Genomic DNA, 17,137 nt, shown 5'->3' with positions numbered 1-17,137 from the left:
CGAACGGGCTTATTATGCCTACGTTTGGCGTATAATATGTACATTTTGGGCAAACTGGGGATAAGAATGTTTTGGAAAGACATCCGCCGATCAAAGTTGCTCTTTTTTCGAACGACATTTCGAGTAAGGGCTTTTCTTTATTTGTGGATGCATTGCTTTGCTCTGTATGTGTACCATTATAAGGTTACAAACAGAGGTTCGCAACGAAATTTTTAAAGTGAGTAGACATTGAGGGGTGAGTTTAAGTTGGCAGGACATCTTGTTCAATATGGTCGACGCACTCGGCGCAGTTATGCACGAATTAACGAGATACTCGAAGTTCCTAACCTGATTGAAATCCAACAAAAATCATATGATTGGTTTTTGGAGGAAGGGTTGCGCGAAATGTTCCAGGATATCTCGCCGATTCAGGATTTCACAGGCAACTTGATTTTGGAATTTATCGATTACAGTCTCGGTGAACCGAAGTATACAGTAGACGACGCGAAAGAGCGTGACGTTACTTATGCAGCACCGCTTCGGGTCAAAGTCCGGCTCATTAATAAGGAAACCGGCGAAGTCAAAGAGCAGGAAGTATTCATGGGAGATTTCCCGCTGATGACCAACACGGGCACATTTATTATTAATGGTGCGGAACGGGTTATTGTCAGCCAGTTGGTTCGCTCTCCTAGCGTTTACTTCAGTACCAAAGTAGATAAAAACGCCAAAAAAACGTATACCGCTACAGTTATTCCTAACCGCGGCGCTTGGTTGGAACTGGAGATGGACGCGAAGGATGTTGTTTACGTCCGGATCGACCGTACACGTAAAATACCGGTTACGGTTCTCCTGCGTTCACTTGGTTTTGGCACAGATGCTGAGATTCTGGATCTGCTCGGTAATGACGAATATATCCGCAACACACTGGACAAAGACAACACGGATTCCACGGAGAAAGCACTCATTGAGATCTATGAGCGTCTTCGTCCGGGTGAGCCTCCAACGTTGGATAATGCGAAAAGCTTGCTCGTAGCGCGTTTCTTTGATCCAAAACGTTATGACCTGGCTAATGTAGGTCGTTACAAAATGAATAAAAAACTTCATATCAAAAACCGTTTGTTTAACCAACGTTTGGCTGAGTCACTTGTTGACGCTGAAACAGGTGAAATCATTGCCGAAGCAGGTCAAATGGTTGATCGTCGTTTGTTGGATGAAATCATGCCGTATCTGGAGAAGAGCGTTGGATTCCGCACGTATCACGTGGGTAACGGTGTTCTGGATGCCAATGATATCCCTATGCAAACGATTGATGTGTTCTCGCCAACTGAAGATGGTAAAGTGGTCAAACTGATTGCCAATGCAAACATTGACAAGTCCGTTAAAAACGTGACTCCGGCGGATATCATTTCGTCCATCAGTTATTTCCTTAACCTTCTGCAGGGAATTGGTAGCACGGATGATATCGATCATCTGGGTAACCGTCGTTTGCGTTCAGTGGGTGAACTCCTGCAGAACCAGTTCCGTATCGGTTTGTCCCGTATGGAGCGTGTGGTTCGTGAGAGAATGTCCATTCAGGATGCTAACGTCATTACACCGCAGGCATTGATCAATATACGTCCTGTTATTGCATCTATTAAAGAGTTCTTTGGTAGCTCTCAGTTGTCACAGTTTATGGATCAAACGAACCCGTTGGGTGAGTTGACACATAAACGTCGTTTGTCCGCACTCGGACCCGGTGGTTTGACGCGTGAGCGTGCAGGTATGGAAGTGCGTGACGTCCATCCATCCCACTATGGCCGTATGTGTCCAATCGAGACTCCAGAGGGACCAAACATCGGTTTGATCAACTCCTTGTCAACGTTCGCCCGTGTGAATGAATATGGCTTCATTGAAGCTCCATATCGTTGGGTTGATCCGAAGACAGGTATTGTGACCGAGCAAATTGATTACCTGACAGCGGACGAAGAGGACAACTATGTCATCGCGCAAGCGAATGCGAAGTTGAACGAAGACGGTACATTTGAAGAAGAAGCGATCATTGTACGTTACAACAAACAGTCGGATAACATCCTTACGATGCCGAGTGAGCGAGTTGACTACATGGACGTATCTCCTAAACAAGTCGTATCCGTCGCTACAGCGCTGATCCCGTTCCTTGAGAACGATGACTCCAACCGTGCACTCATGGGATCTAACATGCAGCGGCAGGCGGTTCCACTCTTGATTCCTAAAGCACCACTTGTAGGAACAGGTATGGAGCACAAAGCTGCAAAAGACTCTGGTGTATGTATTGTCTCCGATTATGACGGAATTATTGAACGTTCTTCTGCGAACGAGATTTGGCTCCGTCGTGTTGAAGAAGTGGACGGTCAGGAAGTTAAAGGCGATATCGTTAAATATAAATTACACAAATTTATGCGTTCGAACCAAGGAACATGCATTAACCAGCGTCCGATTGTCAAAAGAGGTGCTGCTGTCAAAGCTGGCGATATCCTCGCTGACGGTCCTTCAACGGAAATGGGTGAATTGGCTCTGGGACGTAACGTTGTTGTTGCCTTCATGACTTGGGAAGGTTACAACTACGAGGATGCGATCTTGCTCAGTGAAAAACTCGTTAAGGAAGATGTATACACATCCATCCATATCGAGGAGTATGAGTCAGAAGCACGCGATACCAAGCTCGGACCTGAAGAGATCACACGTGACATCCCTAACGTTGGGGAAGAAGCGTTGCGTAACTTGGATGAGCGCGGTATTATCCGCATCGGTGCTGAGATTAGCGCTGGCGACATTCTGGTTGGTAAAGTAACACCTAAGGGTGTAACAGAGCTGACTGCAGAAGAACGTCTCTTGCATGCGATCTTTGGTGAGAAAGCACGTGAAGTACGTGATACTTCCTTGCGTGTACCACATGGTACCGACGGTATCGTAGTAGACGTGAAAGTATTTACCCGTGAAAACGGTGATGAGCTGCCTCCAGGTGTTAACCAACTCGTTCGTGTATATATCGCTCAAAAACGGAAAATTTCCGAGGGTGATAAAATGGCCGGACGTCACGGTAACAAAGGGGTCGTGGCCCGCATCTTGCCGGAAGAAGATATGCCTTTCCTGCCAGACGGTACACCGGTTCAGATCGTTCTTAACCCACTGGGCGTACCTTCCCGGATGAATATCGGTCAAGTACTCGAGGTTCACTTGGGTATGGCGGCGATGCAACTAGGTATTCACGTAGCAACTCCTGTATTCGACGGAGCGAAGGAGTATGACGTCTTCGATACGATGGAAGAGGCAGGCATGCAACGTAATGGTAAAACTGTCCTGTATGATGGTCGTACAGGTGAAGAGTTTGAACGTGAAGTTACCGTAGGTGTCATGCACATGATCAAATTGGCACACATGGTTGATGATAAAATCCATGCCCGTTCCACGGGTCCTTACTCACTTGTTACGCAACAGCCATTGGGTGGTAAAGCCCAATTTGGTGGACAGCGTTTCGGGGAGATGGAAGTATGGGCGCTTGAGGCATACGGTGCTGCTTATACACTGCAAGAAATCTTGACTGTTAAATCCGATGACGTTGTTGGTCGGGTTAAAACATATGAATCCATCGTCAAAGGCGAGAACGTTCCGGAACCAGGTGTTCCTGAATCATTCAAAGTATTGATCAAAGAGCTGCAAAGCTTGGGTATGGACGTAAAGATTTTGAGTGAAGATGAGCAAGAGATTGAAATGAGAGAAATGGACGATGAAGATGACGCTGCGAGCGATAAGCTCAGCCTCAACCTTGAGGGTACAGAGGTCGGAGCGGAATAAACCGCTTCGAGCGCATGATGACCGGCGTTTTTCATCAGGCTCGCGTCTTGCTCCGGCTTCGGCCGGAGAGGGCGTAACCTAGAATACAGGAATTGGTTAAGGAGGGTTGCTCCTTGTTGGACGTCAACAATTTCGAATACATGAAGATCGGGCTTGCTTCCCCAGAGAAAATTCGTTCTTGGTCCCGCGGAGAAGTGAAAAAACCGGAAACGATCAACTATCGTACGTTGAAACCGGAAAAAGAAGGGCTGTTCTGCGAAAAGATTTTTGGCCCTACAAAGGACTGGGAATGTCATTGCGGTAAATACAAACGCGTCCGTTATAAAGGCGTTGTCTGTGATCGTTGTGGCGTTGAAGTAACACGTGCGAAAGTACGCCGCGAACGGATGGGTCATATTGAGCTCGCTGCTCCGGTATCGCATATCTGGTACTTCAAAGGTATTCCGAGCCGTATGGGTCTTGCTCTGGATATGTCTCCAAGATCTCTTGAAGAGATTATTTATTTTGCATCTTATGTTGTAACGGATCCAGGAGAAACTCCACTGGAGAAAAAACAGCTGTTGTCCGAGAAAGAATACCGCAGCTATCGTGAGAAATACGGCTATGGTTTCCAGGCTGGCATGGGCGCAGAAGCCGTTAAAAAATTGCTTCAAGACCTTGACATAGATAAAGAGCTCGAGTTCCTGAAAGAAGAGCTCCGGACTGCGCAAGGACAACGTCGTAATCGTGCAATCAAACGTTTGGAAGTTATTGAAGCATTCCGCAACTCCGGCAACAAGCCAGAGTGGATGATCATGGATGTACTTCCTGTTATCCCGCCGGAACTTCGTCCAATGGTACAGTTGGATGGTGGACGTTTTGCAACGTCTGACCTGAATGACTTGTATCGCCGTGTAATCAACCGGAATAACCGTCTGAAACGTCTGCTTGATCTTGGCGCGCCAGATATTATTGTGCAAAATGAAAAACGGATGTTGCAGGAAGCTGTTGACGCATTGATTGATAATGGTCGTCGCGGACGCCCGGTAACGGGTCCTGGTAACCGTCCATTGAAATCCCTCAGCCACATGCTGAAAGGTAAACAAGGACGTTTCCGTCAGAACTTGCTCGGTAAACGTGTTGACTATTCTGGTCGTTCCGTTATCGTTGTCGGACCTTACCTGAAAATGTATCAGTGTGGTCTGCCAAAAGATATGGCACTTGAATTGTTCAAGCCTTTCGTTATGAAAGAGCTTGTAAATAAAGGGCTTGCCCACAACATCAAGAGCGCGAAACGTAAAGTTGAGCGTGTAAGTCCTGAAGTATGGGATGTTCTTGAAGAAGTAATCAAGGAGCATCCGGTTCTGTTGAACCGTGCCCCTACGCTTCACAGACTCGGTATTCAAGCGTTTGAACCGATTCTCGTTGAAGGTAAAGCAATTCGTCTTCACCCACTCGTATGTACGGCATACAATGCCGACTTTGACGGTGACCAAATGGCCGTGCACGTTCCGTTGTCCGCTGAAGCTCAAGCGGAAGCACGTATCCTGATGCTTGCATCAGGTAACATTTTGAACCCGAAAGACGGTAAACCGGTTGTTACTCCTTCCCAGGATATGGTGCTTGGTTCTTATTACCTCACTATGGATAACAAGGAAGAAAAGGGCACAGGTATGATCTTGCGTACAGTTAACGAAGCTGTATCGGCATATCAACGTGGTACTGCTGGTCTGCATGCGCGTGTAGCTATTCCGGTTAAGGCGCTTGGTAAAACAAGCTTCACGGAAGAACAGCAAGAAGGTATGTTGCTGACAACTATCGGTAAAATTATCTTTAATGAAATTTTCCCGGCAAGCTTCCCGTATATCAATGATGCGACTCGTGCGAACCTGTACCAAGGTACTGCAGATCACTCATTTGTATATGAAAAAGGTGCTGATCTCAGAGAAGCTATTATGAATGCTCCTCTGGCTGGCGGTGTCGGTAAAGAATACCTCGGTTCCATCATTGCACGTTGTTTTGAAATTTACCATACAACGGAAACAGCCGTTATTTTGGATAAAATCAAACAACTTGGATTCACATACTCTACTCGTGCCGGTATAACGGTTGCGGTATCTGATGTTATCGTTCCGCCTGAGAAGTTTGAAATTCTTAGACAATCTGAGGAAAAAGCACAAATCGTTACGAATCAGTACCGTCGTGGTCTGATTACGAATGAAGAGCGCTATGACCGTATCATTGATATCTGGTCAAAATCCAAAGATGACATCACTGAGATTCTGATGAAGTCCATGGATCGTTATAACTCGATCATGATGATGGTAGACTCCAAAGCACGGGGTAACAAATCGCAAATCACCCAATTGGGCGGTATGCGTGGTCTGATGGCCAACCCATCCGGTCGAATTATCGAACTCCCAATCAAATCGAACTTCCGTGAAGGTCTGACGGTACTCGAGTACTTCATCTCCACTCATGGAGCGCGTAAAGGTTTGGCGGATACAGCCCTGCGTACAGCCGATTCAGGTTACCTGACTCGTCGTCTCGTAGACGTAGCCCAAGACGTAATCGTGCGTGATGATGATTGTGGTACAGATAAAGGCTTTACGGTAAGTCGTATCCAGGATGGTAAAGAGGTTATTGAAGATCTCTACGACCGTATTGAAGGCAGATACTGCTTTGAGACAGTTCGTCATCCGGAAACAAAAGAAATCATTGCAGGTCGCAATGAATTGATTGACTCCGACAAAGCAGAAGCGATCATCAAAGCTGGCGTGACCAAATTGCAAATCCGCTCCGTACTCAGCTGCCGTGCAAGTCATGGTGTCTGCAAGAAGTGTTATGGTCGTAACCTTGCGACAGGTAAACACGTGGAGATTGGTGAAGCAGTTGGTATTATTGCCGCACAATCCATTGGTGAGCCAGGAACACAGCTTACAATGCGTACGTTCCATACCGGCGGTGTAGCCGGAGACGATATTACGCAAGGTTTGCCGCGTATCCAAGAGTTGTTTGAAGCTCGTAATCCTAAGGGTCAAGCAACGATCAGTGAGATTGATGGTGTAGTAAAAGAGATTCGCGAAGCGAAAGATCGTCGTGAAATCGAAATTCAAGGTGAAGCGGAATCCAAAGTATACTCCGTTACCTACGGTTCCCGTGTGCGCGTAAGCGAAGGCATGGAAATTGAAGCGGGTGACGAGTTGACAGACGGTTCAATCGATCCTAAAGAAATGCTGCGCATTAAAGGCGTACGTGGCGTACAAAACTACATTTTGCAGGAAGTGCAGCGCGTATACCGTAACCAAGGCGTAGAAATCAATGACAAGCACGTTGAAGTTATGATCCGTCAAATGTTGCGTAAAATCCGCATCGTAGATGCAGGTGATACAACGCTGTTGCCAGGATCGTTCGTAGATACGCATGAGTACGAAAGAGCTAACAAAATTGCGATTCTTAGTGATAAAGAGCCAGCGGTTGCTAAACCAATCCTGCTCGGTATTACGAAAGCATCCCTGGAAACAGACTCCTTCCTCTCGGCGGCTTCGTTCCAAGAAACTACACGTGTACTGACAGATGCAGCGATCAAAGGTAAAGTCGATCAGTTGCTCGGTCTGAAGGAAAATGTAATCATCGGTAAATTGATTCCTGCAGGTACAGGTATGCACCGTTACCGCAGCATCAAATTTGCTGAGCCAGAAGATGGCCAATCTTCAGTAGAAGAACTCGAGCCAGTTTCGGTTGATTAAATAGATTTCTCCTCATTTAGAGGGGAATGGAAGTTTTGTACGTCAGGAGGAGGACGCTTGTACAATGCAGGCGGACGAATCCTGATGTGCGTAAACTTTTAAAAAATGTTTTAGGATTAGCATTGACAATGCTTGCGCTAGATGCTAATATATCAAAGGTGCGTGGGCAGCTGATTGTACATGGTTCTATTCGGAGGAATGCACAATGTCTAATGAAAAAGCCTTGCAAGATGCTCATGTCAAAATAGGTACCAAACAGACCGTGCGGATGGTGCAGACAGGTATGGCTTCTGAAGTCTATGTCGCAGAAGATAGTGATCCGCAGCTCACTTCCAAAATCATTGCTTTGTGTGAACAACACAATGTGAAGTACACGAAAGTGGATACAATGAAAAATCTCGGCAAAGCTTGCGGGATTGGAGTGGGAGCAGCTATGGCTGCTGTCGTAAAATGATAGTGTAAGGAACGTTTTTGTCCGAGAACTTTTAGGGATTCTCTAAGGCAAAAACTTTTCATTTGTCTTTTTATGAACCGCCTGGGTCTGTGGACTTAGCGAAAAGAGGTTTATAAAGAAACATGAATATTTGAGGAAGGGGGTGGCAATCACATGCCAACTATTAATCAACTGGTTCGTAAAGGACGTCAAGCAAAAGTTGAGAAGTCAAAATCTCCAGCTTTGCAAAAAGGATTCAACGCTTTGAAACGTGAATCTACTAACATCAGTGCCCCACAAAAACGTGGTGTCTGCACTCGTGTAGGTACAATGACTCCACGTAAACCAAACTCTGCACTTCGTAAATATGCTCGTGTTCGTTTGACGAACCGTCTCGAGGTAACTGCTTATATCCCGGGAATCGGACATAACCTTCAAGAGCACAGTGTGGTATTGATCCGCGGAGGTAAAGTTAAAGACCTTGCAGGAGTTCGTTATCACATCGTTCGTGGAGCTCTCGATACTGCAGGCGTAAACAACCGTATGCAAGCTCGTTCGAAATACGGTGCAAAACGTCCAAAAGCTAAAAAAGCCTAAACCATTATAAGCAGAGAACCTGAAAGCCTTCTGGCTTAGGTCTGGAAGGTACAGGGTCTGCTGAACAAGAAAGAAAGGGGGATATCCATGCCACGCAAAGGTCCAGTTACGAAAAGAGACGTGTTGCCAGATCCGGTATACAACAGCAAGTTGGTTACTCGTTTGATCAATCGCATCATGCTCGACGGAAAACGCGGTGTTGCTCAAAGCATTCTGTATAATGCGTTCAAGTTGATTCAAGAACGTACGGGTAATGACCCGATGGAAGTATTTGAAGCAGCAATCAAGAATATCATGCCAGTCCTGGAAGTTAAAGCTCGCCGTGTCGGCGGTGCCAACTACCAAGTACCAATCGAGGTAAAACCAGAGAGACGTACTGCTCTGGGACTACGTTGGCTCGTGAACTACTCCCGCAACCGCGGTGAGAAAACAATGGAAGAGCGTTTGGCGGCTGAGATCATCGACGCTTCCAACAACACAGGCGCTTCCGTTAAAAAACGTGAAGATACGCACAAAATGGCTGAAGCGAACAAAGCGTTTGCTCACTACCGTTGGTAGGATTCAGTTCACAATAAAAAAACTTCAATTTTGAAGGGAGACCCATTTCATGGCTAGAGAGTTCTCCTTGAAAAATACACGTAATATCGGGATCATGGCTCATATTGATGCGGGTAAAACCACGACAACTGAGCGGATCTTGTTCTACACAGGACGTACGCACAAAATCGGTGAAGTACACGAAGGCGCTGCGACTATGGACTGGATGGAACAGGAACAGGAGCGCGGAATTACGATTACTTCCGCTGCAACTACCGCTGCTTGGAAAGGCCACCGCGTTAATATTATTGATACCCCGGGACACGTTGACTTCACTGTTGAAGTTGAACGTTCCCTTCGTGTATTGGACGGAGCAGTTGGTGTATTCAGTGCGAAAGAAGGCGTTGAGCCTCAGTCCGAAACCGTATGGAGACAGGCTGACAAGTACGGCGTACCTCGTATCGCATATGTAAACAAAATGGATATCATCGGTGCTGACTTCCTGAACGTTGTATCTGACATGCGTGATCGCCTTCAAGCGAACGCTGTTGCAATTCAACTTCCAATCGGCGCTGAAAATGACTTCATCGGTATTATCGATATTGTTGAACAAAAGGCTCATATGTACAAAGATGACCTTGGTCAAAATATCGAAGAAACAGAAATTCCTGCGGAATTCAAAGAGCAAGTTGAAGAACTCCGTAATGAATTGATTGAGCGTGTTGCAGAACTCGATGAAGAATTGACAATGAAATACCTGGAAGGCGAAGAGATCTCTATTGAAGAGATCAAAGGCGCTCTCCGTAAAGGTGTTGTAGATGTTAAGATCTTCCCGGTTATCTGTGGATCCTCATATCGTAACAAAGGTGTTCAACTGATGTTAGATGCTGTTATCGACTACTTGCCAGCTCCAACAGATGTACCATCAATCACTGGTCATCTTGAAGATGGAACTGAAGCAGTTCGTAAGTCCTCTGATGAAGAGCCATTCTCCGCATTGGCATTCAAAATCATGACTGACCCTTACGTTGGTAAATTGACATTCTTCCGCGTATATTCCGGTGTTCTTCAATCCGGTTCATATGTATTGAATGCCACTAAAAACAAACGTGAGCGTATCGGTCGTATCCTTCAAATGCATGCGAACAGCCGTCAAGAGATCACTGAAGTTTACTCCGGTGATATTGCAGCTGCCGTAGGTTTGAAAGATACGGGTACAGGTGATACACTATGTGATGAGAAAAATCCGGTTATCCTGGAGTCAATGAATTTCCCTGATCCGGTTATCGAAATCGCCGTTGAACCTAAAACCAAAGCTGACCAAGATAAAATGGGTGTTGCTCTCGGTAAGTTGACTGAAGAGGATCCAACTCTTCGTGCTCATACTGACGAAGAAACAGGTCAAACTATCTTGGCAGGTATGGGTGAGCTTCACCTTGATATCATCATCGACCGTATGCGTCGTGAGTTCAAGGTTGAAACTACTGTGGGTAAACCACAAGTAGCTTACCGTGAAACATTCCGTGCTCCAGCGCGCGTTGAAGGTAAATTCGTACGTCAATCCGGTGGTCGTGGTCAATACGGTCACGTATGGGTTGAATTCGAACCTCTCGAGCCGGGTACAGGCAGCCAGTTCGAAAGTAAGGTTGTCGGTGGTTCCGTTCCAAGAGAATACATTCAACCTGCACTGTCAGGGATTGAAGAGCAAATGAAAAACGGCGTTATTGCAGGCTTCCCGCTTGTTGACGTTAAGGCTACAATCGTAGACGGATCTTACCATGATGTCGATTCCAATGAGATGGCATTTAAAATTGCCGGATCTATGGCGCTTAAAGCGGCTAAAGACAAATGTAAACCAGTTCTGCTTGAGCCTATCATGAAAGTAGAAGTAACTGTTCCAGAAGAGTACATGGGTGACGTAATGGGTATGTTGAACTCCCGTCGTGGCCGCATCGAAGGTATGGATTCCCGTAGTGGAGCTCAAATCATCCGTGCTAAGGTACCTCTGTCTGAAATGTTTGGTTACTCTACAACTCTTCGTTCCGGTACTCAAGGACGCGGCGTATTCTCCATGGAACTCTCTCACTATGAAGAAGTTCCTAAGAGCATCGCTGAAGAAATCGTTGCCAAAACAAAAGGCACCGAGTAGTTTTCTCACACTGGATGCAAGTGCATAAGAATTCATTTCGGAGCACTTCATTCAGTGAAAACATAAAATTATAATTTTAAGGAGGCCACGTTCAAATGGCAAAGGCTAAATACGAACGTAATAAACCCCACGTTAACATCGGTACTATCGGTCACGTCGATCACGGTAAAACAACTCTGACTGCTGCAATCACAACTGTATTGTCCAAAACTTACGGTGGTGCTGCTGTAGCATTCGACCAAATCGACAAAGCGCCAGAAGAGCGCGAGCGCGGTATCACTATCTCCACAGCACACGTTGAGTACGAAACTGACACTCGTCACTATGCACACGTAGACTGCCCAGGTCACGCCGACTATGTTAAAAACATGATCACTGGCGCGGCACAAATGGACGGAGCTATCTTGGTAGTATCCGCAGCTGACGGCCCAATGCCACAAACTCGTGAGCACATCTTGCTCTCCCGTCAAGTAGGCGTACCTTACATTGTTGTATTCTTGAACAAATGTGACATGGTTGAAGACGAAGAGTTGTTGGAATTGGTAGAGATGGAAGTTCGCGACCTTCTTAACGAATATGAATTCCCAGGTGACGATACTCCAATCACTCGTGGATCCGCTCGTGAAGCACTGGCAAACCCAGATGGCGAATGGGCTCAAAAAATCGTTGAGATGTTCAAAGAAATCGACACTTACATCCCACTGCCTGAGCGTCAAACTGACAAGCCTTTCTTGATGCCTGTCGAGGACGTATTCTCCATCACTGGTCGTGGTACTGTTGCTACTGGCCGTGTAGAGCGTGGTACTGTTAAAGTCGGCGAAGAGATCGAAATCGTTGGTATCACTGAAGAAACTAAAAAATCTGTTGTAACAGGCGTTGAGATGTTCCGCAAATTGCTGGATTCCGCTCAAGCTGGTGACAACATCGGAGCACTTCTTCGTGGTGTTGACCGTAACAACATCGAGCGTGGCCAAGTTTTGGCTAAACCGGGTTCTGTTAAGCCTCACACAGAATTCACAGCTCAAATCTACGTTCTGACTAAAGAAGAGGGCGGACGTCACAAACCATTCTTCACTGGTTACCGTCCACAGTTCTACTTCCGTACAACTGACGTAACAGGCATCATCAACTTGCCTGAAGGTACTGAAATGGTAATGCCTGGTGATAACATCACTGTTACTGTTTCCTTGATCTCCCCAATCGCGATTGAAGAAGGAACTAAATTCTCCATTCGTGAAGGCGGACGTACAGTAGGTGCAGGTTCCGTAGCATCTATCCAAAAATAATTCGGCTTAACGCTGAATAAAGCATATGCAACAGTGTACTGGAACGAGTAACATTGTATTGTAACGAAGCTTCGGAAGAGTTCTTTATCCGACATCGGATAGGGAACTCTTTTATTATGTTTAAAGTTTCGGAACCTGCGTCATACGAAATGAACATCATTTACGAGTTTAGAAGGATTGGCAAGGCAGCCTGGATATTGAAGATAAACACTGCAATAAACGAAGTCATTTCATCAGAAAAGATAAGTTTAAATGTTTTTCTTAAATATGCTTGCAATACGCCTATCTTTTCTATATAATAATGAATGTTGTTCTGTGACGTTGCGATGATGTGAGAGGTTACTGGCACACCCGGCCCCTTTGCCATGGGAGAGTGGCTAGAAAATTTTCACGGAGTATGTCCGATAAAAAATTGGGCGATAGAAGGAGGGACTAAAATGGCAAAGCAAAAAATTCGTATTCGTTTGAAAGCTTACGACCACAGAATTCTTGATCAATCCGCGGAGAAAATTGTTGAAACAGCAAAACGTTCGGGTGCTGGTGTATCCGGTCCGATTCCGCTTCCTACTGAAAAACAAATCATTACTATTCTTCGTGCGGTGCACAAGTACAAGGATTCTCGGGAACAATTCGAACAACGTACACATAAACGTTTGATCGACATCGTTAACCCGACTCCACAAACTGTGGATGCCTTGATGCGCTTGGATCTGCCGTCCGGTGTAGATATCGAAATTAAATTGTAATATAGCTACAACAAAGACCATGTATAGAGGAAAAGAGGTGTCAACATGAAAGCAATCTTAGGAAAAAAACTCGGAATGACTCAAGTATTTACTCCTGAAGGTAACGTAGTTCCAGTAACGGTTATCGAAGCAGGCCCTTGTGTTGTTTTGCAAAAGAAAGACATTGAGAACGATGGCTACGAAGCAATTCAAATCGGTTACTCCGATAAGAAAGAGAAAAATGCTAACAAGCCAGAAGCAGGTCACGCTAAAAAAGCAAACACTGCCCCTAAGCGCTACGTTCGTGAAGTTCGCGGTATCAACATCGCAGAATATGAAGTTGGCCAAGAACTGAAAGCTGACATTTTCGCTGAAGGTGAATTCGTTGACGTAACAGGTGTGTCTAAAGGTAAAGGTTTTGCCGGCGTTATCAAACGTTGGGGACAAAGCACTGGACCTATGTCACACGGTTCGCGTTACCATCGTGGCCCTGGTTCGATGGGTTCGATCCAAGCTAACCGCGTTCCTAAAGGCAAACGCCTGCCAGGACACATGGGACATGATACTGTTACAATCCAACGTCTTGAAGTAGTTAAAGTAGACGCTGAGCGTAACGTGTTGCTCGTGAAAGGTTCCATTCCTGGACCGAAAAACAGTCTCATTAAAGTTAAAGAAACGGTGAAAAAATAACCACTGAAGAAAGGAGGAACACAAAATGCCAAAAGTATCAGTTTACAATGTAGATGGTAGCCAAGTAGGCGAAGTTGAATTGAACGATGCGGTTTTCGGAATTGAGCCGAACCAACACGTTCTGTACGATGCAGTTCTTATGCAACGCGCTTCCCTTCGTCAAGGTACCCACAAAGTAAAAGGACGTTCTGAAGTACGTGGCGGTGGACGTAAGCCTTGGAAACAAAAAGGTACAGGTCGCGCTCGTCAAGGATCAATTCGTTCACCACAATGGAAAGGCGGCGGTATCGTATTTGGTCCAACACCACGGAGCTATGCGTACAAACTGCCTAAGAAAGTTCGCCGCTTGGCGATCAAATCAGCCCTTTCATCCAAAGTGCTTGACAATGACATTATCGTTTTGGACGCTCTCACATTGAGCACGCCTAAAACTAAAGAATTCGCAGCCATCTTGAGTAACCTCAAAGTGGGACGTAAAGCTTTGATTGTAGCTCCTAGCTATGATGATAATGTAGCTCTTTCCGCACGGAATATTCCAGGCGTGAAATTCGTAGCTGCTGACGGCATTAATGTTCTTGACGTGCTTTCGCACGACAAATTGATCATTACGAAAGAAGCAGTTCAGAAGGTAGAGGAGGTGCTCGCGTAATGAAGGATCCTCGTGATATTGTAAAACGTCCGATTATTACGGAACGTACTGCTGACATGATGAACGACTTGAAATATGTATTTGAAGTCGATATCCGTGCAAACAAAACCGAGATCAAAAAGGCAGTAGAAGCTATTTTCAATGTAAAAGTGAAAAACGTGAACACGCTTCGTGTTCCAGCTAAGCCGAAACGGTACGGACGTTATTCCGGATATACTAGCGAATGGAAAAAAGCGTTTGTAACGCTGACAAAAGACAGCAAAACGCTTGAGTTCTTTGAAACTGTATAATTGAATTTTTGAAGTAAGGAGGGAAACCCAGTGCCAATCAAAAAGTATAAACCAACATCCCCGGCAAGACGGAACATGTCCGTTTCTACATTTGAGGAAATCACCACAAATCAGCCGGAGAAATCGTTGTTGGCCCCGTTGAGCAAACAAGCAGGCCGCAACAACCAAGGTAAAATTACAGTTCGTCACCATGGTGGTGGACACAAACGTAAATACCGTATCATTGACTTCAAACGTACTAAAGATGGAATACCGGGCCGCGTTGCTACGATTGAGTATGACCCGAACCGTACATCCAACATTGCTCTGATTCACTATGCTGATGGTGAGAAACGTTATATCATCGCTCCTAAAGGTTTGAAAGTTGGAGATCAAGTATTCTCCGGACCTGAATCAGACATCAAAATCGGTAACGCACTGCCACTCGAAAACATTCCAGTAGGTACCGTTATCCACAACATCGAGTTGAAACCAGGCAAAGGCGGACAATTGGTTCGTGCTGCTGGTACAGAAGCTCAATTGCTTGGTAAAGAAGAAAAATACGTTTCCGTTCGTCTCTCTTCCGGAGAAGTTCGTCGTATTTTGAAAGTTTGCCGCGCGACAATCGGATCTGTTGGTAACCAAGACCACGAGCTCATCAAAATCGGTAAAGCCGGTCGTAGCCGTTGGTTGGGTAAACGTCCTGAGGTTCGTGGTGTAGTAATGAACCCTAACGATCACCCACACGGTGGTGGTGAAGGTCGTGCTCCAATCGGACGTAAATCGCCAATGTCACCATGGGGTAAACCTACTCTTGGTTACAAAACGCGTAAGAAAAATAAAGCTTCTGATAAATACATCATTCGCCGCCGCACGAAGTAATACACACTGTGCATAACTTCGTGAGGCATCTGCGGATGCATAATAGCTACGTTTGAAGGGAGGATCTCCACATGGGTCGCAGTTTGAAAAAAGGGCCATTCATTGATGGCTACATGCTCAAAAAGGTAGAAGAGATGGAAGCTTCAGGTAAGAAGAACGTAATCAAAACCTGGTCCCGTCGTTCTACAATTTTCCCACAATTCATCGGACACACATTTGGCGTTTACGATGGTCGTAAACACGTGCCAGTGTATGTAACTGAGGACATGGTCGGACACAAACTGGGTGAGTTCGCTCCAACCCGTACGTACAAAGGCCATACTGATGATGATAAGAAAACAAGAAGATAAATGAACATCTTTAATGTTTGAGAGGAGGTTACACAATGGAAGCAAAAGCACATGCTAAGTTTATCCGGATTGCTCCTCGTAAAGTTCAACTCGTTGTTGACTTGATTCGCGGCAAGCAAGTAGGTGAGGCGGTTGCCATTCTCCGTCACACTCCGAAATCCGCTTCTCCTATCGTTGAGAAGTTGCTTAACTCCGCTATTGCGAATGCGGAACATAACTATTCTTTAGATGTTAATAACTTGGTTATCTCGCAGGCTTACGTGAACCAAGGACCGACAATGAAACGTTTCCGCCCTCGTGCAATGGGACGTGCAAGTCGTATTAACAAACGTACTAGCCACATTACTTTGGTGGTATCTGAGAAGTAGAAGGAGGGGAAATGTGTGGGCCAAAAGGTAAATCCAGTCGGACTCCGTGTCGGAATTATCCGTGACTGGGAATCTAAGTGGTATGCAGGCAAAGACTTCGGTGATCTTTTGATGGAAGACGTGAAAATTCGTGAATTCCTGAAAAATAAATTGAAAGACTCCGCTTTATCTCGTGTGGAAATTGAGAGAGCGGCTAACCGCGTAAACGTAACGATTCACACTGCTAAACCAGGTATGGTTATTGGTAAGGGTGGTTCGGAAGTTGAAAATCTTCGTAACCAAATTACGAAAATTGCTGGCGGTAAAAAAGTACACATCAACATTTCTGAAATTAAGAATCAAGACTTGGACGCTGTTCTTGTAGCTGAAAGCATTGCACAACAATTGGAACGTCGTGTTTCTTTCCGTCGTGCTCTGAAACAAGCAATTCAAAGAACTATGCGCTCCGGTGCTAAAGGTATCAAAACTCAAGTAGGCGGACGTCTTGGCGGTGCTGAGATCGCACGTTCTGAAGGCTACAGCGAAGGAACTGTTCCACTGCACACACTGCGTGCTGACATTGACTATGGTACAGCAGAGGCTCATACTACTTACGGACGTATCGGCGTAAAAGTATGGATCTATCGTGGAGAGGTTCTTCCTACGGCTAAGAAACAAGCTGCTAAGGAAGGAGGCAACTAAT

15 protein-coding genes are annotated in these 17,137 nt (G+C 45.6%); all 15 read left to right on the top strand.

Annotated features, from left to right (window positions below):
* Window positions 1-246 precede the first annotated feature (246 nt).
* Window positions 247-3,792, top strand: coding sequence for a DNA-directed RNA polymerase subunit beta (gene rpoB, locus ABTV53_RS25030; RefSeq protein ID WP_091039164.1), 3,546 nt, complete (start codon window positions 247-249; stop codon window positions 3,790-3,792).
* Between the two features lie 113 nt (window positions 3,793-3,905).
* Window positions 3,906-7,520 carry a DNA-directed RNA polymerase subunit beta' gene (gene rpoC, locus ABTV53_RS25025; protein ID WP_433747605.1) on the top strand — a complete coding sequence of 1,205 codons (3,615 nt, stop codon included), beginning with the start codon at window positions 3,906-3,908 and terminating at the stop codon, window positions 7,518-7,520.
* 205 nt (window positions 7,521-7,725) lie between these two features.
* A complete protein-coding gene (locus ABTV53_RS25020; protein ID WP_433747603.1) occupies window positions 7,726-7,974 on the top strand; it encodes a ribosomal L7Ae/L30e/S12e/Gadd45 family protein in 249 nt (82 codons plus the stop codon).
* Window positions 7,975-8,127: 153 nt separating this feature from the next.
* A complete protein-coding gene (gene rpsL, locus ABTV53_RS25015; protein WP_017692070.1) occupies window positions 8,128-8,550 on the top strand; it encodes a 30S ribosomal protein S12 in 423 nt (140 codons plus the stop codon).
* 87 nt (window positions 8,551-8,637) lie between these two features.
* Window positions 8,638-9,108 carry a 30S ribosomal protein S7 gene (rpsG, locus tag ABTV53_RS25010; protein ID WP_018753997.1) on the top strand — a complete coding sequence of 157 codons (471 nt, stop codon included), beginning with the start codon at window positions 8,638-8,640 and terminating at the stop codon, window positions 9,106-9,108.
* A 49-nt stretch (window positions 9,109-9,157) separates the two neighbouring features.
* Window positions 9,158-11,236 (top strand): elongation factor G, encoded by a 2,079-nt coding sequence (gene fusA / locus ABTV53_RS25005; RefSeq protein ID WP_253441175.1) that lies wholly within the window; start codon window positions 9,158-9,160, stop codon window positions 11,234-11,236.
* A 95-nt stretch (window positions 11,237-11,331) separates the two neighbouring features.
* The gene (gene tuf / locus ABTV53_RS25000) at window positions 11,332-12,522 is read left to right on the top strand and encodes an elongation factor Tu (RefSeq protein ID WP_062836181.1); all 1,191 of its coding nucleotides are present in this window, start codon (window positions 11,332-11,334) and stop codon (window positions 12,520-12,522) included.
* A gap of 437 nt (window positions 12,523-12,959) precedes the next feature.
* Entirely contained in the window at window positions 12,960-13,268 is a 309-nt protein-coding gene (gene rpsJ, locus ABTV53_RS24995; RefSeq protein WP_017692074.1) for a 30S ribosomal protein S10, read from the top strand.
* A gap of 45 nt (window positions 13,269-13,313) precedes the next feature.
* Entirely contained in the window at window positions 13,314-13,937 is a 624-nt protein-coding gene (rplC, locus tag ABTV53_RS24990) for a 50S ribosomal protein L3 (protein WP_053779208.1), read from the top strand.
* 25 nt (window positions 13,938-13,962) lie between these two features.
* The gene (rplD, locus tag ABTV53_RS24985) at window positions 13,963-14,586 is read left to right on the top strand and encodes a 50S ribosomal protein L4 (protein WP_017692076.1); all 624 of its coding nucleotides are present in this window, start codon (window positions 13,963-13,965) and stop codon (window positions 14,584-14,586) included.
* Window positions 14,586-14,876: a 50S ribosomal protein L23 gene (gene rplW, locus ABTV53_RS24980; protein ID WP_017692077.1), complete on the top strand. Its 291-nt coding sequence runs from the start codon at window positions 14,586-14,588 to the stop codon at window positions 14,874-14,876. The genes rplD and rplW overlap by 1 nt, the downstream gene beginning before the upstream one ends.
* Window positions 14,877-14,906: 30 nt before the next feature.
* The gene (gene rplB / locus ABTV53_RS24975; protein WP_017692078.1) at window positions 14,907-15,737 is read left to right on the top strand and encodes a 50S ribosomal protein L2; all 831 of its coding nucleotides are present in this window, start codon (window positions 14,907-14,909) and stop codon (window positions 15,735-15,737) included.
* A gap of 71 nt (window positions 15,738-15,808) precedes the next feature.
* The gene (gene rpsS, locus ABTV53_RS24970) at window positions 15,809-16,087 is read left to right on the top strand and encodes a 30S ribosomal protein S19 (RefSeq protein ID WP_062836183.1); all 279 of its coding nucleotides are present in this window, start codon (window positions 15,809-15,811) and stop codon (window positions 16,085-16,087) included.
* Between the two features lie 35 nt (window positions 16,088-16,122).
* Window positions 16,123-16,455 carry a 50S ribosomal protein L22 gene (gene rplV / locus ABTV53_RS24965; protein WP_024633583.1) on the top strand — a complete coding sequence of 111 codons (333 nt, stop codon included), beginning with the start codon at window positions 16,123-16,125 and terminating at the stop codon, window positions 16,453-16,455.
* 15 nt (window positions 16,456-16,470) lie between these two features.
* On the top strand, window positions 16,471-17,136 hold the full coding sequence (gene rpsC / locus ABTV53_RS24960) for a 30S ribosomal protein S3 (protein ID WP_076334122.1): 666 nt from the start codon (window positions 16,471-16,473) through the stop codon (window positions 17,134-17,136).
* Window position 17,137 lies beyond the last annotated feature (1 nt).

The sequence above is a fragment of the Paenibacillus amylolyticus genome (assembly GCF_050990605.1).
In the GTDB taxonomy this organism is placed as follows: domain Bacteria; phylum Bacillota; class Bacilli; order Paenibacillales; family Paenibacillaceae; genus Paenibacillus; species Paenibacillus amylolyticus_H.
The sequence above is the reverse complement of the archived record's forward strand: the minus strand, read 5'-3'. Positions and strand labels throughout refer to the sequence as shown.